Genomic DNA, 26,459 nt, shown 5'->3' on the forward strand with positions numbered 1-26,459 from the left:
CTTAAATAAGGCTTTGCGAAGCCTAGCTTGTCATTTTGAAAAAAAATTCAGAATAGCAAGATGGTGATAGTGTTGTAAAGCCCTCTTAACGTATGTTTTATCTAACAACATATAAGATACTATGATGGACGAAAAGTTTGATTGTATTATTGTGGGTGCCGGTATTGCAGGCTTAGCAGCTGCAATGACGCTGGCTCGCAATAACATGAAGTTTCTACTTATCGAAAAAGGTGAATTTGCCGGTTCTAAAAACGTCTCGGGGGGCGTACTCTGGGGACATGATCTGGCAAAGCTCGTTCCTGAATACTGGGAAGAGGAAGATGGAGGCTGGGAACGCTTTATCAATCACCGGCGCCTTACCTTTATGGATGATCAATCAACTTTTTCAGTCGATTTTAAATCATCTCATTTTAATGAACCGCCCTATTCCGGCGTTGTAGTACTGCGCTCTAAATTTGATCGCTGGCTTGCCGGTAAGGTTCAGGAAGAGATTGATAAGAGCGACTATGCCATGGAGTCGTTCATCGCCACTAATATTAAGGTGGATGAGATTCTGATGGAAGATGATAAAGCGGTTGGCATTCGTACCGGCGAAGAAGAATTTCATGCCAATAGTGTTATTATTTCTGAAGGAGTCAATAATCTTCTTACGCGTCAGGTTGGCCTGCAGGATGATTATGTGCCGGCCGACCATATGCTGACGGGCATCAAGGAAGTAATCCGCTTTGACCAAAAAGTACTGGAAGATCGTTTCCAGCTAAATGGGCTCAGTGGCATGTCAAATGAATTTGTCGGCTATGCCACTGACGGTGTTGAAGGCGGAGGGTTCCTCTACACTAACCGCGATACTATCTCTCTTGGATTGGTTGCAGGCATTAAAGACATGCGTGAGAAGCAAAAGAGTCCACAGGATATTCTCAACACTTTTAAAAGCCATCCGGTTATTCAAGATACTATCAAAGGCGGCGAAGTTGTTGAATATTCTGCTCACGTGGTTTCTTCTGGCGATAAACGCGTAATGCCTAAAGAGCTTTATAAAGATGGGGTCTTACTTTGTGGGGAGGCAGCAAACCTGCTTATGAATGCAGGAAAAGCGATACAGGGAATGGATTATGCCATGCGCTCAGGAATTCTGGGAGCTGAAACCATCGTTAAAGCTAAGGAACGAGACGATTATAGCAGTAAAACACTCAAAGAGTATAAACAAGCACTGGCCAAAAGCTATGTGATGAAAGATATCAATAATTTTCAGGATGCCGTACATATGTTGCACAATCCCAAGATGTTTAAGGATGTACCGAACCTGATTTGTGACTTCGGACGCAAGTTCTTTACCATTGACAATGAGCCTACTAAGAAGTCGCGTAAAATGATGGCCGAATCTATCAAGGAACACTCTTCGTACTGGGATCTGATTAAAATAGGACTTAAAGGAGCAAAATCATTATGAAATTACTCGATCTACCAAAACGCCTGGGCTTAGTCAGTTATCGAAACCAAGCTAAATCAGAAATCAAGCCTCATATTGAGGTTGATACGGATATCTGCAACTCTACCTGCCCCCATAAGTGTACTACCTATGTATGTCCGGCTAACTGCTATACGATGGATGATAATGGGCAAGTGCATTTCCAGGTGGAAGACTGCATCGAATGCGGCACCTGCATGTATGCTTGTGACCAAGGTGCAGTAGACTGGAACTATCCGGATCCGGAAATTGGCCGGGGCGTCACTTGGAACTTTGGATAACTCCCCGTCTCGAAACGTTTCCTATATAACACGGTTTCGATGCTCCACGTTGGAACCAGCCCCTTTCCATCAAAGCACGCTCACTGCTTTTCCATATACTTAAAGTGATTAAATAAGAAAAGGCTGCCCTTTTGGGGCAGCCTCCTGTTTATAATATTTTCTAAAAATGATTTTACTCATTTTGTTGTGGTTTAAGCTCAATCATCAGCTGTTTTCCTTCTGCTGTCACATTCACTTCCATCTCCCATTTTTGATATCCGTCAGCTTCTACAACAACAGTGTAAGAACCAGCTTCTAAAGATTTAAAAGCATACATGCCTTTATCTCCCGTAGTAGCTTTTGTATCGGCTCCTTGTAACATTACTTCAACACCAGAAAGTGCCTGGTTTGTAGCTTGATCTACGACCTTACCATATAGTTTGCCATTCTCCTTTTCCTGAGCTGTAGCTTGATTGCTAATCAACCCTACTCCTAAAACAAGCATAAGCGCTGAAAAGAGAATTTTTTTCTTGAATAAATACATATCGCCTCTATCTATTTTTGTTATTTATTATGTAGTGTTGTGAGCGATTAGTTTTTGCTCATCAACGTTCAATTATTCATACCTTGGGACTTATTTTTTTGTTCCCCTATCAACAAACTCTGATGAGCTTTTTATAAACTATTTAAAACTAGTTGTGCGTGAAGTGCTATTGTTATTCAGGGGATGTTTTCCTCCGCCCCTATTAAAGCCACAATTGTTTGCTGAAAAATTTTTATCTTTATGGAAAACTTCCCAACCTATTATTGATATCAACCTATGAGCACTGAAGTATTACAGAAGTCAAGCGGTCTAAATTTTCAACTCTCTGAAGAACAACAACTGATCAGAGACAGCATCAAAGATTTTGTTGAGCGCCATGTGGCTCCCGGCGTAAAGGAACGGGATGCGAACAAGGAATTTCCGCATGAAATTGTAAAAAAGCTTGCCGAACAAGGTTTTATGGGAATGGTCCATCCCGAAAAATACGGAGGTGGTGGAGTGGGCCATATAAGCTTTTGTCTCGCTATTGAAGAGATCGCCCGTTGGGATGCTTCCCTTGCCCTCACTGTAGCATCACATACTTCTCTTGGGTCTGGACATATCGCCCTGGCAGCGAACGAATCCCAAAAAGAAACGTATTTAACCCCCTTGGCCAAAGGAGAAAAATTAGGTGCTTGGTGTCTTACTGAACCGGGATCAGGAAGCGATGCTTCCGGAATGAAAACCACGGCCGTAGATAAGGGGGACCACTGGATCCTGAATGGCACAAAAATATTTATTACACAGGGCTCAGTGGGAGATATTTATGTGGTTCTGGCAAAGACCGATCCTGACAAAGGAACCAAAGGCATTAGTGCTTTTATTGTCGAAGGAGATTGGGATGGTGTGCAACCCGGAAAAGGAATGGAAAAGCTGGGAATGAATTCCAGTGATACTACGGAAGTCGTTTTTGAAGATGTAAAAGTACCGAAAGAAAACCTTCTTGGCGAGCTGGGTAAAGGGTTTGTTGATACTATGAAAGTGCTTGACGGCGGACGTATTGGTATTGGTGCCCTTTCGGTTGGCATTGCTCGCGGTGCACTTGAAGAGTCGATGAAATATTCCGGTGAACGAAAACAGTTTGGCTCTCCTATTGGTGATTTCCAGGCTATTGAAACAAAATTAGCAAACATGGCTACAGAAATTGATGCCGCTCGCATGTTGGTGCACCGTGCTGCATGGCTTAAAGATCAGGGCAAACCTTTTACTCAGGAAGTATCGAAGGCAAAGCTCTTTGCCTCCGAATTATCGGTCCGGGCTGCTGATGAAGCCGTACAAATTCACGGTGGCTATGGATATATTAAAGAATACCATGCCGAACGCTTTTTACGGGATGCGAAATTAATGACCATAGGTGAAGGTACTTCCGAAGTTCAGCGTATGATTATTGCTCGCGAACTCAAAAAAGAGTTCTGGGGATAGATAATATATTGCTGTAACCAATTAACAGTATCTCTTTCTCCAAGGCAGAAAAACTCAACTGTTTACGGAACTCTTTTTACATTTATTGACGAAGCGCTTACCTTAGCTACAAGAAAAATGTACACAGAAAATTATTACCTCTATGGCCAGTAACAGCTTTAATATTGACGACCCTTTTCTATTTGAATCTGAGCTTGGTGAAGATGATCGAATGATCATGGAAACTGCTCGTGATTATGCTCAGAGCAAGTTAGAACCGCGTGCTTTAAAAGGGAACCAAGAAGAATATTTTGATCCTGAAATTGCTAAAGAGATGGGAGATCTGGGACTGCTCGGTTCCTATCTTGATCCTAAGTATGGTGGTACCGGCGCCAGCCAAACGGCTTATGGACTTATTGCCCGAGAAGTGGAACGGGTAGACTCCGGTTACCGATCATTTATGTCGGTACAATCATCGTTGGTTATGTTACCCATTAATGAGTTTGGTACCGAAGAACAAAAGGAACGCTTCTTGCCTAAACTAGCGACAGGTGAATTAATCGGCTGCTTTGGATTAACAGAACCGGACCACGGGTCTGATCCCGGCTCTATGAGTACTACCGCGGTAAAAACTGATGGTGGCTGGATCCTCAATGGGGCTAAAATGTGGATCACCAACTCCCCTATTGCCGATGTAGGTATTGTCTGGGCCAAGGCCAAAGAAGACAAAAATGATGAAGGCGTCATACGTGGTTTTATTGTAGAGAAAGGTATGGACGGCTACAGTGCCCCGTCGACGAAGCATAAGATGTCGTTACGAGCTTCCGAAACCGGGGAGATGGTTTTTGAAGATGTTTTTGTACCCAACGAAAATACATTTCCTGATATCCAAGGACTTAAAGGACCTTTCACCTGCCTCAATAGTGCGCGTTATGGCATTGCATGGGGTACTGTGGGAGCCGCTGAATTTTGCTATCAAAAAGCTCGCCAATATGTGGGAGAACGCAAGCAATTCGGACAACCAATTGCAGCTAACCAGCTACCACAAACAAAATTGGCTAATATGCTGACTGATATTACCCAGATGCAACTGCTGGCATGGCGATTGGGTAAGCTCAAAGATGAAGGACGCTCTCACCATTCGATGGTCTCTCTGGCTAAACGTAATAACTGCGGTACGGCCCTCAAAATTGCCCGTATTGCTCGTGATATGCACGGTGCCAACGGCATTACCGGGGAGTATCGAGTTATCCACCATGTTATGAACCTTGAGTCGGTGAATACGTATGAAGGCACATACGATATTCATGGTCTCATCTTAGGGAGAGAAATTACTGACATCCAGGCTTTTGTACCTCTCGGTAATAACATTCCCGAATAATCAGATAAGCATTTATTGAAAATAACATTCCCCCCGGTTGGTTCTATAACCTTCCGGGGTTTTCTTTTTATATCTTGTTTACAAGATCCTGATCTTCCAGACGACGGGTAGGATGAGAAGAGGTTTGGGTTTAAACAAATTGGGGTCTGGAGCGAATTGCAAATAAATTAAATATCAACTTGCTATGCTTTATATCGTTCTATATACCACCGAACCGTCTCTTTCAGCCGCTCTTCAAAGGAGTGCTGCTTCTGCCAGCCCAATTCCTCTTTAATTTTTGAGGCATCAATGGCATAGCGGAAATCATGCCCGGGGCGATCTTTCACGAAAGTAATTAAACTTTTGAAATCAGATTCGGGAGCATCTCCGACCTCTTCATTAAGAATATCACATATTTCCTTTACCAAATCGATATTTTTCCACTCATTGTCACCACCTACGATATATGTTTCACCTGAACGACCATCCCGAAAAACAAGATCCAAGGCTGCACAATGATCCCTTACATACAGCCAATCCCGAACATTTTCTCCTTTGCCGTAAACCGGAATATCATCATGGTTCAACGCCGTACGAATAACCGTTGGAATTAACTTTTCATCATGCTGGTGCGGACCAAAGTTATTAGAACAATTGGTCGTTACCACATTCATGCCATAAGTATGAAAATAAGAACGGATAATAAAATCGCTACCCGCTTTCGAAGCCGAATAAGGAGAGTTGGGAGCGTAGGCCGTCTCTTCCGAAAAGGCACCTTCATCACCAAGTTCACCATACACTTCATCGGTAGATACATGTAAAAATCTATTTTGCTCCCATGCCCCTTCATCTTCTTGCCACAGTTGGCGGCACTCCTCTAGCAAATTAAAGGTTCCCAACACATTTGATTTGATAAAGGGTTCAGGTCCTTTAATAGAATTATCAACATGTGACTCGGCCGCAAGGTGAAAAACAGCTTCAGGCTTAAAACCTCTGACTACTTCTCGAACAGCTTCACGATCAACAATATCGATCTGCTTGAAGGTATACCGATTGGAGTCTTGAATATCTGTCAGATATTCTAAATCTGAGGCATAACTCAATTTATCGATATTTAAAAAATGACAATTCGGATATTTTTCATGTAAATACAACAACAGGTTAGAACCTATAAAACCAGCTCCGCCCGTAACAAGAATACGTTTATCCATTTAAAAAAGATCTTTTTTTGCAATTTCTTTAAACAATGGCTGGCGCTGATCCTTTTCAGAAACAATAGGATCGTCAACCTGCCAATCAATATTGAGTTCAGGATCATTCCAAAAAAGCCCGCGTTCCCCTTCAGGAAAATAATAGTCACTACACTTATAATAAACGAGCGCATCTTCAGATAATACAGAAAACCCATGTGCAAAACCTTTGGGAATGAACAGTTGTTTTTTGGTCTTACTAGAGAGTTCAACTGTCGTATATTCTCCAAAGGTATCCGAATCGCGCCGTAAGTCTACTGCTACATCCAGAATTGTACCTTGCATCACCATAATGAGCTTATCCTGTTGTTGCTCAATTTGGTAATGTAAGCCGCGTACTGTCCCCCGTTCCGATTGGGAAAGGTTATCCTGCACAAAATTTATATCTAATCCCTGGGCTTTTAAATGCTCCTCACGATACGTTTCAAGGAAAAATCCTCGCTCATCCCTATAAACTTCAGGTTGTAAAAGTAATACATCAGGGATGTTATTCGCCTTAATTTCCATTCCTTAACTACTAAAAAGATTATACAGTTATTTCTATAATTACCTTATTTGGCTCCCAGCTGTTTTAATAATGATGCCAGCCCCTCTTTCCACTCGACCGGTTCAAATCCAAATTCTGTTTCCAGCTTTTGTGTATTTAATTTTGAAAAAGAAGGACGTTCAGCCTCCATTGGAAAAGCTGATGAATCGACTGCTTCAACTGCAATATCAATCTCACTTAAGGTAAAAATTGTTTGGGCGAAATCGTACCAATTAATCACCCCTTGTGAAGATAAATGGTAGGTACCTTTAGCATCACGTTCTAAAAGGGCCAAACTTTTTTGGACCACATCTTCGGTAAAGGTGGGGCTGCCCCACTGGTCGTTTACGACTTGCAGACTATTTCGTTCTTTTGCCAGTTTCAACATCGTTTTAACAAAATTGTTACCAAACTGTCCACAAAGCCACGATACCCGAATAATAAGATGATTTTCAGTAGTATTTCGGATCGCCTGCTCCCCTTCCCACTTTGTCTTTCCATACCAGTTTATAGGATCAACAGGGTGTTTCTCAGGATAACCATTAGGGCATTCTTTCATATCGAACTTAGAGCCGGGGAACACATAGTCTGTTGAGTAATGAACTAATTTAAATTCAAACTGCTTACTTAACTCAGCAAGATATAAAACCGCTTCAACATTTATTTTATGAGCTTGTTTCCGGTTCTTTTCGGCCCCGTCTACATCTGTATACGCAGCACAATTAACAACCACATCAGGTTTTTGTTTTCGAAGCTCATCTGAGACTTCCCGGTAGTGCGTAATATCAAGCTGCGATGAGGTATAGCTCAACAACTCAATATCATCTACTCCATTCTCTTCTATAAATGTTTGCCACTCTCTGCCCAATTGTCCTGAGGCCCCCAATAAAACTAACTTCATTCTGTGTCACTGCTTACAAGTTCATTAGCTCTCTTATATGATTTGGGCGTTCCCGCGTCTGTCCACCAACCATCCATTACCGAAAAACGCATTGCATCTTCTGCCACATAATGATTATTGACATCTGTAATCTCCAATTCTCCCCTATCTGAGGGCTCCAATGTACGGATATAGTCAAACACCTTTGCATCATACATATACATACCCGTTACTGCCAAATTGCTTTTAGGCTGGTCTGGCTTTTCTTCAATACTTACGATCCGATCATTATCCACTTCAGCAACCCCAAAACGTTCCGGATCTTCTACTTCCTTTAACATAATTTGAGCTCCTATCCCGGGATAAGCATTCACGGCCTCCTCTAGTGAGGTCTGGAAAATATTATCCCCTAAAATAACGGTCATACTATCATCGCCTACAAAGTTTTCTGCTAATCCCAGTGCTTGAGCAATCCCCCCTGCTTCATCCTGCACCTTGTAAGTAAACCGGCACCCAAAATCTTTTCCCGATCCCAGCAGGTTCACCACATCCCCCATATGTTCTGTACCGGTAACAATCAGAATTTCATCTATTCCAGCGGCTATTAACTTTTCAATGGGATAGTAGATCATCGGTTTATTTCCAATGGGCAATAAGTGCTTGTTGGTAACCTTCGTGAGTGGATATAAGCGTGATCCAGTACCGCCAGCTAAGATAATTCCTTTCATTAGACTATACCTAACTTCATTTAGTTTTCTTTAGATACTCCGATAAACCGAATACTAATGATATTATTACCGTTTTAAAAAAGTAGTTGAAAAATTATTACGTGAGAGTTCTTCAAAATCCACTATACGATTAATCAATGCTAACATAGTAGCATCCATTCAACAAAAGACTAATACATTTCACCTATGGCCTTTTTGGGTAATTGCTATTTCTTTTTCATCCCAAACAGTTGCACAAAATAAAACATGGGTTGAAACAACAGATTCAGACCGGCTTACGCCTAAAAACTGGGATCCCTATGAGGTACCTGACAGTAATGCATCCGTTACTATTGAACCCGATCGTAAAAATCTCTTTACTGTCATTCCCAGTGCAAATATAACTGTTGCTGATATCCATATATCAAACTATAGTAGCGGTCAACTCACAGTTAACAACAACCAAAGCCTTACGAATAGCGAATGGAACATTTATCTATAGGTTAAATATCGATGGTAAGTCATATCCCCAAAAAAATGATTATCGTAAAATAACTTATGCCCTTTCCGCCAGGTACTCACCAAACTATATCCAATCTAATGAAGATATTATTACGTAGTACCTATTTAAAGAGCAAAATCTCCTATGTACTTTACATATTTTGTGACCTTTGATAATTATAGATTCAACTCAATTAAAAATATTTTAATTGAATTATAATGATTGTACTTTATTGGTATACGATAGTGCTAAAGGGTTATTTAGTCATTTACTTCTACAAGACGGTTTAAAAACTAAAGAAAGGTATTTCATAAGTAGATCAGTGAGAAAACGGGGTTGTATAGTATTTATAATTATAAGTATTCTATTCGTTGGCATTGCTACATCAAAGGCGCAAACTACTGATGTTATTAAAGCTTCCGGAGGTACCGACCTATCTATTGACTCTGTTGCCACACAAGGGTTTACCAGCATAAGCGGACCCACTATTCGTGAAACAGCTTCCGGACAACTTGCCGAAAATGGTACCATAGCATTAACACTTCCTGATGGTTTTGTATGGAATACAGCTTTAACCAGCGGTGATATAACCATTACTATTGAGCCAACAGGGGCAGCTAATACAAAACTGCAAGTGAGCTTTACCTCTATTACCGCCTCTGAAGCAACATTTACCATTGATCAACAAAGCTCCACAAACGGTAAGGGACAAGGACCCGGTCGAGTAGAAATACAGGGCTTACAGCTAAGACCAGATACTCTGGAAGTTCCATATGAAAAACAAATTACCAATACCGGTTCTACCGGCCCTGATAGAAACTATGGAAATCTCAGCACAGCTGTTGGTGCTATTACCCAAGTTAGCGTAGAAACTGCTTCTGATGGCAGCGGCCAAGCAGTACCAACACAAAATATACTGGCAGGAAACTCATTTACTGTTTATGCCATTGGTCGTGATGTAGGGGATAACTTTGTTGAAAATGTTGCTCTCACGAATACCAGTGATTGGACGCTTGTCGGCGGTAACGGCAACGTACCTCAAACAGCAATCACTTCATCCAATGATCGCAAAAGTGCCACTTTTTCATCCCAAACAACCGGCACCACTAAAATAAAGACTGCCTATAGCGGAGCAACGAATGTCACTTCTGGTCTCATAACTGTGCTTCCCCGCCCTGCCGATGCTATCACAATAAATACCCAACCCTCCAATACAGCAACGGCGGGGACACCTTTCAGTACCGCTCCTGTCATATATTTACGCGATCAGTTTGGGAACAAGGTAACTACCGATAACAGTACTCAGGTTACGGCAAGCATATCTTCGGGTACTGGCACACTCTCGGGAACCCTGAGCCGTACCGCTTCCTCGGGAGAAATTACTTTTTCAGGGTTATCTACCAATATTGCCAATACCATCGCCTTACAGTTTGAAAACAGCAGTTTAACTACAGCTACATCAAACTCTATCGTGATTGAACCAGCAGCGGCCTCAGATCTAAAATATATTCAACAGCCTACCAACACTGCTGAAAACAAAACCATTGCCCCACCAGTAGTAGTACAACTGCTGGATACTTTTGGAAATGAAGTTCCAAAAAGTGGAGTTTCGGTATCCATTGATAATGAACCCTTCTGGCAAAATAGTACGCTTACTTCTACAACCGATAACAGCGGTACTGCTACCTTTGATGATCTTAATGTAGCCAATAAAACAGCCCCCGATACAGTACAGCTTTCTGCCGACTTTTCCGCTTCATCTCCTGTCAACAGTAAACCTTTTAGGATTATCAATAAAAATGCCTTGGCAGAATATAGCATAACTAATTTATCAGAGACCGATATCACTACTCAACAAGCCGGTAGCTCCTTCGGTGTGCGAATTACCGCTCTTAACGGTAACGGAAACCCCTTTACCTTTTCATCTGACAGCACTTTAACCATCACAGCAGATAATGTCCTCGAAGGGTGGAGCTCAGATGTTACTATTTTAAGTGGAAATAGTAGTGTCGATACCACATTAACATTTAAATCGAGCGGTAACACTCACCTTTATGCCGATTCAAGTGAAACTATTTTCGGACAAAGCAACAGCTTCAATGTAACGCCAGCTGATTCCATTGACACTAATACAACGACGGTCTCAGCAGGGACTACTCAAATTACCGCCGATGGCAGTAGTACTACCACTATCACAGTACAAATTAAGGATCAGTTTGGGAATAACCATCTGGGTGGAGGCGATACTGTTCAACTAACAACAGATACCGGTACCTTTAACGGTGGGGTGCAATCAATAACCGCAAACGATAATGGGGATGGTACCTATAGTGCAGTCCTTACTTCCTCTACAACCGCCGGCGTTACTGCGAATATAAGTGCAACGGTAAATAGCCGATCAATAACAGATCAGGCAACTGTCACATTCGAAGCAGGTGAAATAACTTCTTTTGCTTTTCAATTACCACAAAATGGAGGAACCCCTGCAACACAAACTGCAGGAATCTCATTTGATATTGATGTCAATGCCATCGATGCCAATGGAAACACCATTCCTGATTTCAATGGTTCGGTAAGCCTTAACAGCAACTCTACACTCGTTGCCGGAGGTTCTGCTACTTTTTCAAACGGCCAGCTACAAAACCATTCCATTACCCTCACCAAAGCAGATTCCAATGTTACTATTACTGCTAAAGCAGAGAACTTATATAATATTGAGGGTACAAGTGCGTCATTTATTGTCCAGCCGAATAGTCCGGACGCTTCTCAATCCACACTAGTAGCTACACCAAATGTCTTGCAGAATGATAATACATTTGAGTCAACGGTATCCGTTATACTTAATGACAGTTACAACAACAGGATATACCAACAGCAACCGGTATCGTTGGATCTTACGCAGCTCGAAGAAAATAACAGTAGTTCTTCCGATGGGGTAGCGCAGGCCTCATTAGCAAATGGTTCTAACATCCCATTTACCAGTTCAAAAGCGGTGTATAAAGATACGCTTACAGCAACTACAACAATCGAAATTGTAGAAATAACGGCTAGCTTTGGCAATTCACCTTCTATAAATATTAGTCAAACAGATACTGTTGATATTGTGGTGCCTAATACCTGGACTGCAGGTGCCGGGGGGCCCAGCGGCAACCGTACCGACTGGACAAACCCCGAGAACTGGTCCCAAAACCAGGTCCCTGACAGCACTGACTTTGTCATTATTCCAAATATTAGCGACCTACCTATACTGGATCTAAATATCGATGTAGGAAGTTTCGAAATTCAGTCAGGTGTTTCCCTCACTTTATTTGGGGGAAATGCCATCTCCCTTTCGGGCAACCTTAACGTAGACGGAGTGCTTGATATTGAGGATAATACCGAAATTGCTGTCGGGGGTAACTTTTCAGGTACAGGGTCATTCTCGGCCGGGCAAACAACTGACATACAAATAGACGGAGATATCTCACTGCCCAGTTTTTTAGCCCGTACTGCTGGTTCAGAGATTACGCTTGGCGGTAGTAGCCCACAGATTATTTCATCAGTTAATTTTCTTGCCCAAAATTTAAATATCCAAAATGATATCAATGTTAATTCAGGCAACGACCTCATCGATACATCCGTATTAACTATTGACAGCGGAAAAACACTGGAGCTCAATACAAGTGCCAATGACACGCTTGATGTTACAAAAGAGATTACCGGTGACGGAACTCTTATAATCAACGATAATGCCATTGTAATGAGCGGCAACTTTAATCTAAACGATATCGATGCCTCTCAGGGTACCGTGATCTTTGGGGTACGCCCCGGACAAGATCCGGGCAGTTCTTTTTTGTCTGAACAACAGATCTCAAACTTAGATCAGATGAAAAATGCCATAATTAATAACAGTCATGGCGTCAAAACATATGCTGATGTTGTGGTCGATGGTACACTAACACTTGAAAATGGGCCGCTTCTTATCAGCTCGGGGCAAAGTTTAATTGCGCCAACCCAGCTATACAACAACGGTACCTTAAAATTACAGCGAAATATAAGCCCACAACAGGGCTGGCGGCTGATAAGCTCTCCTATCAACACCGATTTCAACGACCTTTTCTCGGGATCTGATACTCTTACTGTTCAGGGTATCACCGGTTCTACATATCCCAACCGACAACCGAACCTATTATACTACAATGAAACTATTCCGGGTACTGACAACCAGCGTTGGCGGGCCCCTTCGTCAATGAGCAGTGCAATACAAGACCCTGATTCTACCGGGCGGGGCTTTTTCTTCTACGTTTTTGGGGATGTATCCGGCGACAGTGACTATACAGACACACTCCCTATAACCTTAGAGGTTAGCGGACAGGAGTATAAGCATGCCAATAGCTCTTTTAATTTCAGTTCTGTAACCTATACTGCTGCTGCAGATACCGGGTGGAATTTAGTTGGTAACCCATGGGCTGCCACCCTTGATTGGGACGATTCGGGATGGACTAAAACCAATGTTGACAATACCGTTTATGTTTGGGATCCATCCACCAACAGCTATCTGACCTGGAACGGTATAGACGGCTCCCTTAACGATGGATTAATCAAACCCTTCCAAGCATTTTGGGTAAAAGCCAACAGTAGTAGTCCGGTACTATCTATCGATAAATCTGTTAAAACTACAGGAGGAAGCTATCATGGAAAATCTGGCAAAAAGCCTGCTTCTATCGGTTTCCTTCTTGAGGCAGACAGTCTTTCTAATGAAATGCACTTAACGTTAACTCCTGATGGCAGTCAAGGGTATGATCCTCGCGATGCCTATCGCCTTTTGCCTTTTGATACCGATACCTATCTGGAGTTTTATACTACTCTTGATGATGGAACAGAACTGGCGATCAATAACCTGGCTCGTAGTTTTGGTAAACCGATTACTATACCGCTGCATGTAGGAGGATTTAAAAATGGAAATGCCATTAACGGCGAGTACACAATTTCATGGCCCGACTTTGGGAAAGTCCCCGATGCATGGACCATTACACTTATAGATAGAGACAAAAGCCAAGAAATTAATTTGCGTCAAAACACTTTTTACAGTTTTGATCTGTCTCAATCAAAGAAGAAAAGTATATCTAAGAACGCCATAGAGAACTTTCGTCTCACTAAAAAATCTCCTGCAAAAGGTAAAATGAAAGATGGTTCTGGCGATAGCCGATTTGCAATACGCATAGAACCCGGTGCAGATGGGGCCGGTATTCCCGACAAATATGCTTTAAGAACCAACTATCCCAATCCTTTTACAGAATTCACTAAGATCCGCTTTGATACTCCCGTGGAAGGGAAAGTGAAAATTATGGTATATGATATATTAGGACGAAGAGTAAAAACAATCCTTGATGAGCGTCGCAAAGCTGCTTTCCATGATGATGTTAAATGGGACCCCACCCAATTAGCCAGCGGAGTATACATACTGGTAATGCGTGCTGGTGGAAAACAGTTCACCAAGAAATTAACGTATATCAAATAAGCCTCTCTTAAAATATTAAAATAAACAAATGGTTATTAGCTGATTATAACCTCCCTGTAGGTCTCTCTTCTTTATATTAATCATCAAAATCACATCTAGGCCTACTAACTCGTTGATGCAAATAAACAAACGTTTATACCAACGGTATTGGAAGTATTTATATAAAGGGGTACTACTTATATTCTTAATACTCTTGATAACTGATACCGTTTCTGCACAATTTAATAATGGGTATAGTTTTAGAAAACGTATCCAGATACATAGTGCTAACGTTTCTGGTACCCAACCCCTCTCTAACTTTCCCGTTTTAGTAAATATAACTAACAACGACTTTCGCTCTGCGACCAATGGTGGGTTTGTTGAAAATAGCAACGGCTATGATATCATCTTTACATCGGCTGATGGAAGCACAAAGCTAGACCATCAGTTAGAATCTTATAATGCCAACACAGGTGAAGTTTCAGCTTGGGTTCAAATCCCTTCCCTTGCAGCCCAAAACAATTCATATGTCTATATCTACTATGGTAACTCTAATATAAATTCAGACCCTTCTGCATCGGGTACTTGGGATTCTAATTATCAGCTCGTACATCACCTTAATAATAATTTTCTGGACGCTACCGCTAATAATAATATTGGTACAAATAACGGAAGCAGTGATAGTGAAGGTAAAATTCTACGCTCTCGTGATTTTAATGGCTCCAATGACTTTATCGAAACCCCTGATGATGTATCCTTGAATATCACCGGAGATATTACAATCTCCATGTGGGTGCTAGTAGATGACTATTCAAATACGCCCGACTTGCTAACCAAAGGCTCCTATACAGAATCGTATTCAACCTGGATTAGAAATAATGGTGCCGTCCGTTTTAATATCGACGCGAGTAATACAATTACCACTAATAGCACTATTAACTCCGGAGTTTGGAATTACCTCACCTTCACGAAAGGTGCATCGGGACGAAGTATCTATATAAACGGTGCCATAGATGTTACCGATAATTTTTCAAATACCATCGGTACTACCTCCAATCCGCTTTATGCCTCAACTTCATCATACCCATTAGATGGACGAATCGATGAAATTAGGATTTCAAATACTGTACGCTCTTCTGATTGGATTGCAACCGAATATAACAACCAAAACGATCCCGCCAATTTTCTTTCTATCGTTAATGATCCCCCAGAACTGGCAAATATTGAAAATCTTGCAAAAGCCTATAATCTTGGCTCCCCACCTATCCCGATTACTTCTGCATTAACTGTGGATGATTATGATACTGCCAATATTCAAAGTGCCACTGTTCAAATAACTACCAACTATTCTACAAATGACATACTGGCTTTTACTGATCAAAATGGTATATCCGGATCATGGGATTCAGGGACCGGCACACTTACATTAACGGGCAGTGCCGCCCCAGCTGCTTATGAAACAGCATTACGTTCTGTAACTTTTGAGAACACCAGTAGTTCTCCCAGTCAATCACCCCGAACCATCGAATTCAAAGTCAATGACGGTACTGATGAAAGTAATACCGAGGACAGACAAATTTATATTCCATCCGTCAACGATCTCTCTGCCGATATTAATAATGTTGTATTTCATTTTTCTGCATTAGATATAGATGGAGATTTAGATACAAACGACCAGCCAGCAGATAACACCCGTATAAACCCTTGGAACGATCGTTCTACCAGTGCTGCAGGTAGTACAAACTTTTCTTTCAATAATAGCACAACGGCTGAACAGTCGCTGTTCTTTGCTAACAGTGCAGCAATGGGGGAACGGGGAGGAATGTTATACGATGGTACTGACGACTCCTATTCTCGCAGTTCTGAAAATACAATCAACAAAGGCAACTTTGATCAAAAGTCATTTGCCGTTGTTTTTAGAACTGGAAATAACATATCAACTGATCAAGTTATTTATGAACAGGGTGGAACAAGCCGGGGATATCTAATCGGAATATTTAACAGTCACTTATATGCCTATGCCTGGAACCACAACGGCTGGGCGGCAGGTGACCAGGATAAATCCATAGATTTAGGAGCAGTACAACCATATACAAATTATATTGTCATCGCCAGTCATGATGCCACAGCGGGCTCTCTTTCTGATCGTAGCTGGTCGGCCAACGTTAACGGTGGGCCCATACAGGTCTTAAATTACACTGACGGTCAGAAATCACATTCAGGCGCTCCAGAAATAGGCGCCTCAAACGGAGCCTTAGACCCGGTAAATTTTCAAAATATAACAGGTGCATACTTCGAAGGATACATTGCAGAATTGGTCTCGTGGAATCAATCGCTTTCCAACGCTCTTTTCTCTGAGGTCTTTAATTTACTCGACCAACGATGGAGTAATGAATCACCACAACTTTCAAATATCGAAAGTAGCAGTATTAATTACACTGAGGAAGATCCGGCCACTTCCCTTACCTCAACTATTACAGCATCAGATAGTGATAATACTGTTCTGGACAGTGCTCGAGTCAACATTAGCAATAACTTTGTTGCATCTGAAGATCAGCTCAACTTCACGAATGCCAACAGTATTAGCGGTACCTATAATAGTTCTTCCGGGGAACTCCTCTTAAGCGGCACAAGCTCAGTTAGCAACTACCAGGCAGCTCTGCAAGCTATCACGTATGAAAATACCAATAATGTCAATCCCTCGACAAACACACGGACACTAAGTTTCACAATATATGACTGGGATGACCCGAGTAATACATTGACAAGAAATATCACTATTACCCCAAACAATAGCCTCCCTTCATTAAGTAATATTGAAACAACAACCCTCGCCTATACCGAAGGTGATGGCAAAACTGCTATCACTTCATCCATAACTATTAGCGATACCGATAACAGCATAATGCAAAATGCTACAGTTCAGATTACAGGGAACTATTCACAGGGAGAAGACCAGTTAGATTTTATGAATGCTAACGGGATCAGCAGTAGCTGGAATAGTTCAACAGGCACTTTAACCCTTTCAGGCAGTGCTTCGAAGGCAGATTATCAATCTGCTTTACGAAATGTAACCTATAACAACCTGAGTCCGATTCCATCCACCACTGATCGTACCATAACATTTACCGTCAATGATGGTCTGGATCCAAGTAACAGTCAAAATCGCACCGTATCGATAACCCCTACCAACGACATCCCTGTACTCAACAACTTAGAATCAACGCTGCTTCAGGTTAACGCAAGTGATCCGCCTACAAAAATCACCTCAACGATTACTGCTGATGATGCTGATGACCAAAATATTGAAAGTGCTACCATTCAAATATCCGACAACTACATCAATGGAGAAGATCACCTCGATTTCACTGACATTCTGGGTATTAGCGGTAGTTGGAACTCTAGTACAGGGACGCTTACTCTCACCGGCACTGCCAGCAAAAGTAATTACACTACAGCACTTCGCTCAATTACCTACGACAACACTTCTTCTACTCCCTCTCCGGCTACACGTACCGTTAACATTACCATTAATGATGGTGACGCAAACAGCAGTTTTGCAAGTCGAAACATTGCACTCAGCGCTGTCCGTTCTATTTCGGGCCTGCAACTTTGGCTCAAAGGCGACACCGGACTAATATTAAATGGAAGCGATGTTAGCACTTGGGAAGATCAGAGCGGTAATAATCGACACTTTTCATCTTCTTCCGCATCTAACAAACCTCAATTGGCAACAAATATTTCAAGCCTAAACAACCAATCAGCTGTTGAATTTGATGGTGGAGGCGACTTCCTCGAAGATCCGGACGGTGAAAACTATATCAATGGCTTAACCCAATTTACTCTTTTCTTTGTCATTCAATCCAATCAATTAAATGTGAACCGGGGGTTTTGGGATACCGAAAACCCAGATAGTCAAGACGAAGTTTTTACTATTCGGTATGATGCCTCAGGAGCTAATGCCGGAGCTAATAATCTTATTAAAGCAGGTATTCTAAATGACACCCCCGATAATCAGCTTGAAAGTTTTTCTGACATCCAAACAACCCAGGGACAAATACTCTCTTATGATTGGAAAAGTAATGAAGAATATAACCTGGTGGTTGATGGTGTACTCAATAATCCAAGTGCGATAAGTTCTCCTCCATCAGGCACCATATCGAATGCTTCAAAAGCACTAATCGGTAAAGGAGCAAAAGACGGCTCATCTGTTAGTTGGGATGGATATATAGCAGAAGCTATTTTATACGATCGGTTTTTAAATGATAGTGAGCGTAAATCAATAGAAGATTATCTCTCTGAGAAATATGGTATTTCTATCCGCTTAATTGGCAAGGCAACCGGTGGTGAAAACATCTCTGCCGACACCTATAATTCGGGGAGCTACACCTCCCTTTCGGGACCACGACTACGAGAAGATTTTCGCGGTGAACTTACTCAAGGTAACACTATAGTATTTGAAGCACCCAATGGATTTGAATGGGATACAGGCGGATCTAATCCCGGTGTAAGCATCCAACCTGCCTATGGAAATAACACAAACCTGTCAATCTCTTATACCAGCCGAACAGCACAGAAAATCACCTTTACTATTGATGCAGAATCTAACTCATCAAGTAAACCAGGTGAAGTACTATTCAGTGGATTACGCATCCGTCCTACCACAGGTACCTTACCCAACTCCGGAACTATTACCAACGGTGGCACTACAGGTCCCGGTGGTACTACCAATTATGGGAATATTGTTATGATTCCCGGTACCCCGGCAACCCTCAACTATATACAGCTGCCAAGTAATAGCCCCGTTAACCAAGCCATATCACCATCCATAGCAGCAACGATTAATGATCAGTTTGGCAACACCATTGAACAAAGTGGTTCCAATATTTCCGTTACTTTGAGTTCCGGAACAGGCAATCTTACGGGTACTACTACGCAACAAACTAATGTAAATGGTATCGCCTATTTTAATGACCTCGTAATAGATCAAACAGGTTCAAAAAAATTAACAATAAGCTCATCGGGGCTGCCTGATAATCAAAGTGGTCCATTCGATATTAACTTGCCAGGAGCTCTGGCCAACTTTGACATTGAAAAAGTTGGAGGCGGCATAATTCCTCCACAAACAGCAGGCATCTCATTTGATATTAAGATCTCGGCTATTGATGGTACAGGATCTATTGACACCGATTTCAATGGTAGCGTAGATATTTCTTCTTCTGCCCTATTAAGTGATGGCGGAGGCACAACCCCAACATTTACTAATGGCGTGCTATCCTCACACAGTATCACAATCTCCAATACCGGTGATTTTACCATCACAGCCTCCAATTCCAATGGCAGTGAAGATGGCAATAGTAACACTTTTACCGTAAATCCCGGTTCGGCTAACAAAGCAACATCCACAGTTTCAGCTAGTCCGGCCTATATCACAAATAATGGTTCTTCAACTGCTACCATAACAGCGAAACTGAAAGATAGTGAAGGTAATAATCTGCAATCGGGAGGAGCCAATGTCACCCTTACTACCAATGCCGGCTCACTCAGCAGTACTACCGATAACGGGGATGGAACTTATACTGCTACCCTCACCTCTTCTACTGCAAATGAGACCGCTACTATTACGGCTACCCTCAACAGTGAAACCATTACAGATAATGCTGAAGTAACATTTACACAATTCGACGCCATCTGGGAAGGAACATTGGGGGGAGATCCTTCTGCTGAACAATGGAGTAACGGCGCAAACTGGAATACCGGAACCGTTCCACAATCGGGAGATGCTGTATTAGTGCCTGAAGATCCTGCTACCGGAAACCTTTATCCAATTGTACAAAATGCGGATCAAACCGTTGACATTTTGATTGTCGAAAATGGTGCTGATGTATCTGTAGCGGGTGGACAAACCCTGACAATAAAAAATGACCTAAGTGGTGGAGGCGAAATAAATGGCAGTAATAGTGCTAACCTCGAAGTGGGCGGCAATCTAACAATTCATCATGTTCAAATGGGTAACGTTCTACTCAATGGTAGCTCATTACAACAAATAGAAAATACGAGTCAATTTACGAATCTTGAGATTGATAATACCAACAATATAGAGGTTAACCAAAATACATTTGTTGATGGTACCCTCACCTTAACAGCCGGAAACCTAATTATCCCTTCCGGATATAATTTAATTGCCAACAATCAATCTGTGACCGCAGGGGCACTCACTTTTAAGCGAGCTCTGACGGGAGTTGAAGGCTGGCGCATGATATCCTCTCCCGTAGCCTCAACATATGGGGACCTTCTTGACGGCACTATTACACAAGGCTATTCCGGCGCCCATTACGATGCTGACGTAGCGCCCCATGATACACTCCAGCCCAATGTACTTTGGTACGATGAAACCCACCAAGGTACCGATAATCAGCGATGGCGAGCACCATCCAGCGACTCGCAGGCTCTTTCAGAAGCAAAAGGACTGTTCGTTTATGTTTTTGGGGATGATCAAAATGATGCTCGATACAATGAAGAGCTGCCCGATACTTTGGAGGTCTCCGGTACTGAATTCAACGGTAATGGAAATGAAATTGATTTCGGAATCACCTATACCGCCACGGCCGATACCGGTTGGAATTTAGTTGGCAACCCATATGGCGCTACCCTTAACTGGGATAACAAAAGCACTTGGACTAAAACAAATGTAAATCAAACTATATATGTTTGGGATCCGAATGCTAATGGAGGAAATGGTAATTTCCTAACATGGAATGGACAAGTTGGGTCATTGGGTAGTGGACTTATTGCACCTTTTCAGGGCTTCTGGGTTAAGGCTAATGGTAGCACCCCATCCTTAAAAGTATCAGAGCAAAACAAAACAACCGATGGTATATTCAGGCGTAAAGAACAACCCACCCTTCCTCGTATAACGTTCAAACTGGAAGCCGAAGAACAGCGAGGTCTCCAACAAAAAGCTTATATAATGTTCGGAGATAATGCCAAGCGCGGACTGGATAGAAAAGACGGATACCGAATGTTCCCCTTCGGAGAAAACTTTTTAGAATTATACTTTAAGAAAAGTAACGGGGCTCAACTTAACATTGAAAATCTCCCTCCCAAGTTTAAACACCGGTATGAACTTGCCTTAGAAGTGGGAGGCATAACAAAGGGGCAAGGTATGGATGGTGAGCTTACCCTAACCTGGCCCGTAATGGAAAATCTGCCCTCAAAATGGATAATAAAATTGCAAGACAACCTCACCGGCGATGAGGTTGACTTACGAAAGCAGTCTTTCTACTCTTTCACGCATGAAAGTTCAAAACAGAAAGTACAAACAGCAAAAAAGGTTAATACCACTCCCGATAAACCCATTGTACTTTTTGACCCCGCTTCGCGCTCCCATACAAAAAAGCATAAATCTAATACCCGTTTCTCGTTGGTCATTACTACAGAAGAAATTGAGGCAAAAATTCCTCAGCGGTTTAAACTAAAACAAAATTATCCCAATCCCTTTAATCCCCAAACTAAAATCGAGTTTGGACTTCCTGAAAAAAGTAGTGCAACGATCGAAATCTACGACATCTTGGGACGACGAATTGCTACACTGGCAAAAGACAAAACCTATCCTGCAGGCTTCCACAAAATTAGCTGGACACCTAAGAACCTGGCAAGTGGCATCTATCTGTATAGGATTCGTACTCAAGAACGAGCCATCACAAAAAAAATGACTTATATAAAATAACTATAATCTTTGTTACTGCTTTTTAATGAAGATTCTGATTCAGCTATGTTATATATGGATAAATAGTTCGATTTAAAGAAGTATGGGAAAGTGCATCTTTAAAACGGCTTGGAAATAAAATCCAAAAACTTGTAACATCTCGCTCGCATAAAGCTCTTGTTATAAAGGGACGGTATTATAATCATCTGCAGATAGATATGAATGACTACTCTGATATAATATTTTTGATGGGAGCAATGATTGTTTTTTCATTGCTTACACTCCAAACTTCTCGCTTATTTCAAATGAACAACCAAGTAAAAATAAATGGAGAAGTGGAATATAATGCTATTGCTATAGCCCAAGATCAAGTAGATCAAATCCGTTGGCTACCAAATAAGCCTGCCTTTAATACATACGTTGACAATTTCCCTAAAACTATTTCTGTACCCGTCCAAAGTGATACCCTTGATTATAACATCAGCATTAATGTATCTGAGAAGATTTTACCGAATGCAGATGTTGAGAGCCATAAAATAACTGTTAGCGTCACTAATAAATTCATGAAGAACCGCCCCAATGCAGCCCCCGGCTCTCGCGCTGTTAAGCTGGAGTTTCTTAAAAGCTTTGATACCTAATTAAATAATTAGCAAACTATGAATGCCGGCATAACAACTAGTTTTATCGTAGGTGGATTGCTATTACTGGCAATACTTCAATTTAGTAGCAATGTGTTTCAGAACTCTGCAGAAATTACTCTGGATATGAATGATAAACACAATATTGTAACCCTCCGTCAAATCATAGAACACGATTTCAGTCGTATCGGCTTTGGCAATGGTCCAAACGACGTTATAAAAAATTTCAATCCACCTCATCTTATAATTTTTAATGCTGATTTAACTGGTAACAATTCCGCTGCAGAAGTGAAGTGGCATTTCAAAAGCAACAAACCGGTAAATAGTACTTCTAACCCAAATGATCATGTTCTACTTCGGCATGCACCTATGGATAGTTCGAATGGAAGAGTAAAAAACAAATACCATGTTGTTGACTTTTCAATTACAGGATACAGTGATGCTAATGGGGAAAATACTACTACAGATAAAAATGATATTAAAAGCATTTTAGTAGAAGTGATTTATGAATCACCTGAAGCAGTTACCCAAAAAACAAATGGTACACAATACTCAAGATCTACTTGGCGTAAGCTCTTTGTACCAAGCAACTTACAGTTCAAGACTTTTTAACTCAATAACTTTACTGTTATGGGACGTGGCCTTTTAATATTAGTATCCGGATTTGTACTTATCGTTGGACTTGTTCAAAAATCTATATTAGATAGCCTGAAATACTTTCCCGAGCGAACTACAGAATACCACCAGGAAATGACGGCAAAGAATATTTCTACCAGTCTTATGGAATATGGGATCAGTGAAATTACGAATAACCAAAACTGGGAAGCCGGCTACACAGATAACGACTTTATGGGGGCCGAGGTCTCGCTTCAAGTCTTTACCTTCACTGACTTCCAAAATAATAACCCTGATATTCCAAGCGATCATAACATCCAAAACTGGGATAAGTATACCCTACTTCTGGTAAGTGAAGCAAAAACTAATAATGCTAAAGCTGTCACAGAAGTAGGAGTCACCAAAGACGCCTTTTCTAAATACACTTATTTTACGGACTATGAACCTAATTATATTTACTTTTATGATGGGGATGAACTAAACGGCCCTGTTCATACAAATGGGACAATGCATGTAGCGGGAGAACCCATTTTCAATGGTAAAGTAACCAGTCCCAATAAATGGGAAGGACATCCATCATACAATAATAACCCACATTTTAATGGCGGAAAAGACTTTCAGTCAAAAGAAAATGAAATGCCTGATGCCAGCAAGCTAAACCTTTTAAAAAATAAAAGTACTAATGGTGGGTTACGGTTCAATGACCAACTTAGGGTCGAATTTAAAAAAAATGGAACCGTAGATATTTTTACACGTGCCAACTATTATTCCAACTGGAGTAAAGCTCAAAATTATGACCTGGATAAAATTAACGGAGTAATATCCTCTTCTAAAAAGGTATATACTGAAGGAACACTTAAGGGTCAAGTCACCCTTCATTCCGAAAATGACATTGAAATTATGGGGGACCTAACCTATTTCAACAGTGATTCAACTTCAAAAGATATGTTAGGAATTGTTAGTGAAAATAATGTAGTAGTCGATGATGATGCTCATAAATCAGGAGGCCCTTCAGATGATTATGACCTCAATATCCACGCCTCAATAATGGCACTTAATAAATCTTTTAAAGTTGAAGACTATAACAGCGGTAACCCTCGGGGGACATTGAAGGTACATGGAGGGCTTCAACAAAAAGAACGTGGAGCAGTTGGTACTTTTAGTGGTGGTTCAGTTGCATCAGGTTATAATAAAGATTATACCTACGATAAACGTCTTGCCACTCAGTTTCCACCATTTTACCCCAGGGAAAGTTTCTATTCAAAACAATACTGGAAAGAAAAACCAATTGAATACTTACAATGAATTCTTACGTGCTTAGTTTAAATGCATTTTTCTCGTTTATAAATAGATTTTCTGGCAAGATAATAATACCAACTGTGGTATTTCTTCTGGCAATGAATACTAACGGGCATGCCCAAACAGAAGTTACTTTTAAGGTTAATCTGAAACCTCAGCTAGAAGATAGCATATATATACCTGGCAGGGATCGGGTTTATTTGAAGGGAAATACCTTTCCCCTCTCAAAAACAAAGAATGTTTATCTGAAAGATGTTGCACCAATTGACAGTATTTATGAGGCAACAGTTGATTTCCCCTCAAGATCTAATGGCGAAGTAGTAAAATACAATTACTATATATATACCCCAGACAATCTTATGCAAGAACAGAGGCCCCGAAGCATACGGTTGCGGGGCAAAGAGATAGAGTTAGATGCCATTTACTTTAATGCATTTGCATGGTAATTTACCCCAAAACTATTATTTATAGGCTCTTGCACTTCCTCGGTCTCCCATGAAGCGCAAAAAAATTAATATTGGAATATTAAAAATTTTTAATACTTTGCATACTGTCTTTCACTAAACATCAATAACTATGGTAGGTTACGGTGAACTCTTACAGACGATAGGAGCAATGATCATTTTTTCAATGATTTTGCTTAGTGCCAATAGCATGATCCAACGAAACACTCTCATGCAGATAGAGGGAGAATTGGAACAAGAAGTAATTGCTTTGGCTCAAGATATTATCGAAGAAGGAAGAACAAAAGAATTTGATGAACGAAGCCAGGGATCAGCTCCACCCGCAAAAATTCCCGACGACTTTACCGCCCCATCATCATTAGGTCCCGAAGCAACTACAATAACTTCTGCCGATGTAGAAAATGATGATGCTAATGGCAACGGTACAATTGAACGTTCAGAATTTGACGATTTTGATGACTACGATGGCTGGAAAGACCAAATTGAAACAGAACACGGAGTATTTAATATCAGTGCTGAGGTCTTCTACGCCGACCCTTCAACCTATGACAAATCCGGTTCTCGTACTACTTTCAAAAAGATGCAGGTTGAAATTACCTCTGAATTTTTAAAAAATAATTCTGGCAACAAGACGGTATATCAGTTGGAATATATAAGAAACTATTATGCCGATTAACTGAAGGGGTATTTATGAATTTTGGTCTGATCACAAGTTATGTTGTAGGGGGTATTATTTTGATAGGTATTCTTTCTATGACCCTGTCGGTTTCAAATAGTTCTACCGAAATAACACTTACCTCTGTCACTCGTGAAAAAGCTTCGGGTATTGTAGAAGTGTTAGAACATGATATCCAAAAAATGGGGTACAACAGAACAAACAAAACCGACCCAATTATTGTCACTGCTGACAGTAATTTTATTCAGTTTCGCAGCAACATAGATAATAGTACTGATGGCTCTGTTGAACTGATAACGTGGCACTTTACAACTACCGCAGTGACAAACACTAAAAACCCCAATGATTATATTTTATTGCGTTCAGTAGAAAACCTGAGTACCGGCTCTATTGAAAAAACGCCCATTAAACTGGGAGTAACCAATTTCAATATTAAATATCTGGATGAGTACGGCGAACCTGTCAGCAATCACATGTCTACACCGGTAGCAACAAACGACCTTGAGAATATTCGCCAATTATATATTCAACTAATTGTCGAAAGTAATGCAAAGGTTTATAAGTTTAATAAAGATGATGGCAGATACGTGGCCAGTATCTGGGAAAAACGATTTTCTCCCGGAAATTTGGAATCTAATTAAAT

Annotated in this window: 17 protein-coding genes; 12 read left to right on the forward strand and 5 right to left on the reverse strand. The window is 41.1% G+C overall.

Annotated elements, in window-relative coordinates; translation table 11 throughout:
* Positions 1–121 precede the first annotated feature (121 nt).
* Together FCN14_RS06095 and FCN14_RS06100 are read left to right on the forward strand one after the other, a co-directional pair.
* Positions 122–1,450: an FAD-dependent oxidoreductase gene (locus tag FCN14_RS06095; protein WP_138430304.1), complete on the forward strand. Its 1,329-nt coding sequence runs from the start codon at positions 122–124 to the stop codon at positions 1,448–1,450.
* Positions 1,447–1,749 (forward strand): ferredoxin family protein, encoded by a 303-nt coding sequence (locus FCN14_RS06100; protein WP_138430306.1) that lies wholly within the window; start codon positions 1,447–1,449, stop codon positions 1,747–1,749. Before FCN14_RS06095 ends, FCN14_RS06100 begins: the two co-directional genes overlap by 4 nt.
* Before the next feature lie 172 nt (positions 1,750–1,921).
* On the opposite strand, the gene FCN14_RS06105 is transcribed toward FCN14_RS06100, so the two are convergent.
* Positions 1,922–2,272 (reverse strand): carboxypeptidase-like regulatory domain-containing protein, encoded by a 351-nt coding sequence (locus FCN14_RS06105; RefSeq protein ID WP_138430308.1) that lies wholly within the window; start codon positions 2,270–2,272, stop codon positions 1,922–1,924.
* Positions 2,273–2,548: 276 nt separating this feature from the next.
* Between FCN14_RS06105 and FCN14_RS06110 the strand changes: the two genes are divergently transcribed.
* Together FCN14_RS06110 and FCN14_RS06115 are read left to right on the forward strand one after the other, a co-directional pair.
* Entirely contained in the window at positions 2,549–3,733 is a 1,185-nt protein-coding gene (locus tag FCN14_RS06110; RefSeq protein WP_138430310.1) for an acyl-CoA dehydrogenase family protein, read from the forward strand.
* A gap of 142 nt (positions 3,734–3,875) precedes the next feature.
* On the forward strand, positions 3,876–5,093 hold the full coding sequence (locus tag FCN14_RS06115) for an acyl-CoA dehydrogenase (RefSeq protein ID WP_138430311.1): 1,218 nt from the start codon (positions 3,876–3,878) through the stop codon (positions 5,091–5,093).
* Positions 5,094–5,275: 182 nt separating this feature from the next.
* Here FCN14_RS06115 and rfbB read toward each other — a convergent pair whose 3' ends face one another.
* From rfbB to FCN14_RS06135, 4 genes are read right to left on the reverse strand one after another with little or no spacing between them, the layout of a single operon-like run.
* Positions 5,276–6,283, reverse strand: a complete 1,008-nt coding sequence (gene rfbB / locus FCN14_RS06120; protein WP_138430313.1) for a dTDP-glucose 4,6-dehydratase — start codon at positions 6,281–6,283, stop codon at positions 5,276–5,278.
* A complete protein-coding gene (gene rfbC, locus FCN14_RS06125; protein WP_138430315.1) occupies positions 6,284–6,829 on the reverse strand; it encodes a dTDP-4-dehydrorhamnose 3,5-epimerase in 546 nt (181 codons plus the stop codon).
* Positions 6,830–6,873: 44 nt separating this feature from the next.
* Positions 6,874–7,749 (reverse strand): dTDP-4-dehydrorhamnose reductase, encoded by an 876-nt coding sequence (gene rfbD / locus FCN14_RS06130; RefSeq protein ID WP_138430318.1) that lies wholly within the window; start codon positions 7,747–7,749, stop codon positions 6,874–6,876.
* Entirely contained in the window at positions 7,746–8,456 is a 711-nt protein-coding gene (locus FCN14_RS06135; RefSeq protein ID WP_138430320.1) for a sugar phosphate nucleotidyltransferase, read from the reverse strand. Before FCN14_RS06135 ends, rfbD begins: the two co-directional genes overlap by 4 nt.
* Before the next feature lie 803 nt (positions 8,457–9,259).
* Between FCN14_RS06135 and FCN14_RS06140 the strand changes: the two genes are divergently transcribed.
* From FCN14_RS06140 to FCN14_RS06175, 8 genes are all read left to right on the forward strand, one after another.
* On the forward strand, positions 9,260–14,437 hold the full coding sequence (locus FCN14_RS06140; RefSeq protein ID WP_138430322.1) for an invasin domain 3-containing protein: 5,178 nt from the start codon (positions 9,260–9,262) through the stop codon (positions 14,435–14,437).
* Between the two features lie 193 nt (positions 14,438–14,630).
* The gene (locus FCN14_RS06145) at positions 14,631–22,145 is read left to right on the forward strand and encodes a DUF2341 domain-containing protein (protein ID WP_171032831.1); all 7,515 of its coding nucleotides are present in this window, start codon (positions 14,631–14,633) and stop codon (positions 22,143–22,145) included.
* Positions 22,146–22,342: 197 nt separating this feature from the next.
* Positions 22,343–22,762, forward strand: coding sequence for a hypothetical protein (locus tag FCN14_RS06150; RefSeq protein ID WP_138430326.1), 420 nt, complete (start codon positions 22,343–22,345; stop codon positions 22,760–22,762).
* 18 nt (positions 22,763–22,780) lie between these two features.
* On the forward strand, positions 22,781–23,374 hold the full coding sequence (locus FCN14_RS06155) for a hypothetical protein (protein WP_138430328.1): 594 nt from the start codon (positions 22,781–22,783) through the stop codon (positions 23,372–23,374).
* A gap of 18 nt (positions 23,375–23,392) precedes the next feature.
* Positions 23,393–24,682 carry a DUF4900 domain-containing protein gene (locus FCN14_RS06160; protein WP_138430330.1) on the forward strand — a complete coding sequence of 430 codons (1,290 nt, stop codon included), beginning with the start codon at positions 23,393–23,395 and terminating at the stop codon, positions 24,680–24,682.
* Positions 24,683–24,756: 74 nt separating this feature from the next.
* The gene (locus FCN14_RS06165) at positions 24,757–25,122 is read left to right on the forward strand and encodes a hypothetical protein (RefSeq protein WP_138430332.1); all 366 of its coding nucleotides are present in this window, start codon (positions 24,757–24,759) and stop codon (positions 25,120–25,122) included.
* A 130-nt stretch (positions 25,123–25,252) separates the two neighbouring features.
* A complete protein-coding gene (locus FCN14_RS06170; RefSeq protein WP_138430335.1) occupies positions 25,253–25,816 on the forward strand; it encodes a type IV pilus modification PilV family protein in 564 nt (187 codons plus the stop codon).
* Positions 25,817–25,830: 14 nt separating this feature from the next.
* The gene (locus FCN14_RS06175; protein WP_138430337.1) at positions 25,831–26,457 is read left to right on the forward strand and encodes a hypothetical protein; all 627 of its coding nucleotides are present in this window, start codon (positions 25,831–25,833) and stop codon (positions 26,455–26,457) included.
* Positions 26,458–26,459 lie beyond the last annotated feature (2 nt).

This window comes from Fodinibius saliphilus (genome assembly GCF_005869845.1).
GTDB lineage: Bacteria > Bacteroidota > Rhodothermia > Balneolales > Balneolaceae > Fodinibius > Fodinibius saliphilus.

What these genes read in the sequence shown, in the direction of transcription:
- FCN14_RS06095 (WP_138430304.1), top strand. Translation starts at nt 122, where the DNA reads ATGATGGACGAAAAGTTTGATTGTATTATTGTGGGTGCCGGTATTGCA.
- FCN14_RS06100 (WP_138430306.1), top strand. Translation starts at nt 1,447, where the DNA reads ATGAAATTACTCGATCTACCAAAACGCCTGGGCTTAGTCAGTTATCGA.
- FCN14_RS06105 (WP_138430308.1), bottom strand. Translation starts at nt 2,272, where the DNA reads ATGTATTTATTCAAGAAAAAAATTCTCTTTTCAGCGCTTATGCTTGTT.
- FCN14_RS06110 (WP_138430310.1), top strand. Translation starts at nt 2,549, where the DNA reads ATGAGCACTGAAGTATTACAGAAGTCAAGCGGTCTAAATTTTCAACTC.
- FCN14_RS06115 (WP_138430311.1), top strand. Translation starts at nt 3,876, where the DNA reads ATGGCCAGTAACAGCTTTAATATTGACGACCCTTTTCTATTTGAATCT.
- rfbB (WP_138430313.1), bottom strand. Translation starts at nt 6,283, where the DNA reads ATGGATAAACGTATTCTTGTTACGGGCGGAGCTGGTTTTATAGGTTCT.
- rfbC (WP_138430315.1), bottom strand. Translation starts at nt 6,829, where the DNA reads ATGGAAATTAAGGCGAATAACATCCCTGATGTATTACTTTTACAACCT.
- rfbD (WP_138430318.1), bottom strand. Translation starts at nt 7,749, where the DNA reads ATGAAGTTAGTTTTATTGGGGGCCTCAGGACAATTGGGCAGAGAGTGG.
- FCN14_RS06135 (WP_138430320.1), bottom strand. Translation starts at nt 8,456, where the DNA reads ATGAAAGGAATTATCTTAGCTGGCGGTACTGGATCACGCTTATATCCA.
- FCN14_RS06150 (WP_138430326.1), top strand. Translation starts at nt 22,343, where the DNA reads ATGAATGACTACTCTGATATAATATTTTTGATGGGAGCAATGATTGTT.
- FCN14_RS06155 (WP_138430328.1), top strand. Translation starts at nt 22,781, where the DNA reads ATGAATGCCGGCATAACAACTAGTTTTATCGTAGGTGGATTGCTATTA.
- FCN14_RS06160 (WP_138430330.1), top strand. Translation starts at nt 23,393, where the DNA reads ATGGGACGTGGCCTTTTAATATTAGTATCCGGATTTGTACTTATCGTT.
- FCN14_RS06170 (WP_138430335.1), top strand. Translation starts at nt 25,253, where the DNA reads ATGGTAGGTTACGGTGAACTCTTACAGACGATAGGAGCAATGATCATT.
- FCN14_RS06175 (WP_138430337.1), top strand. Translation starts at nt 25,831, where the DNA reads ATGAATTTTGGTCTGATCACAAGTTATGTTGTAGGGGGTATTATTTTG.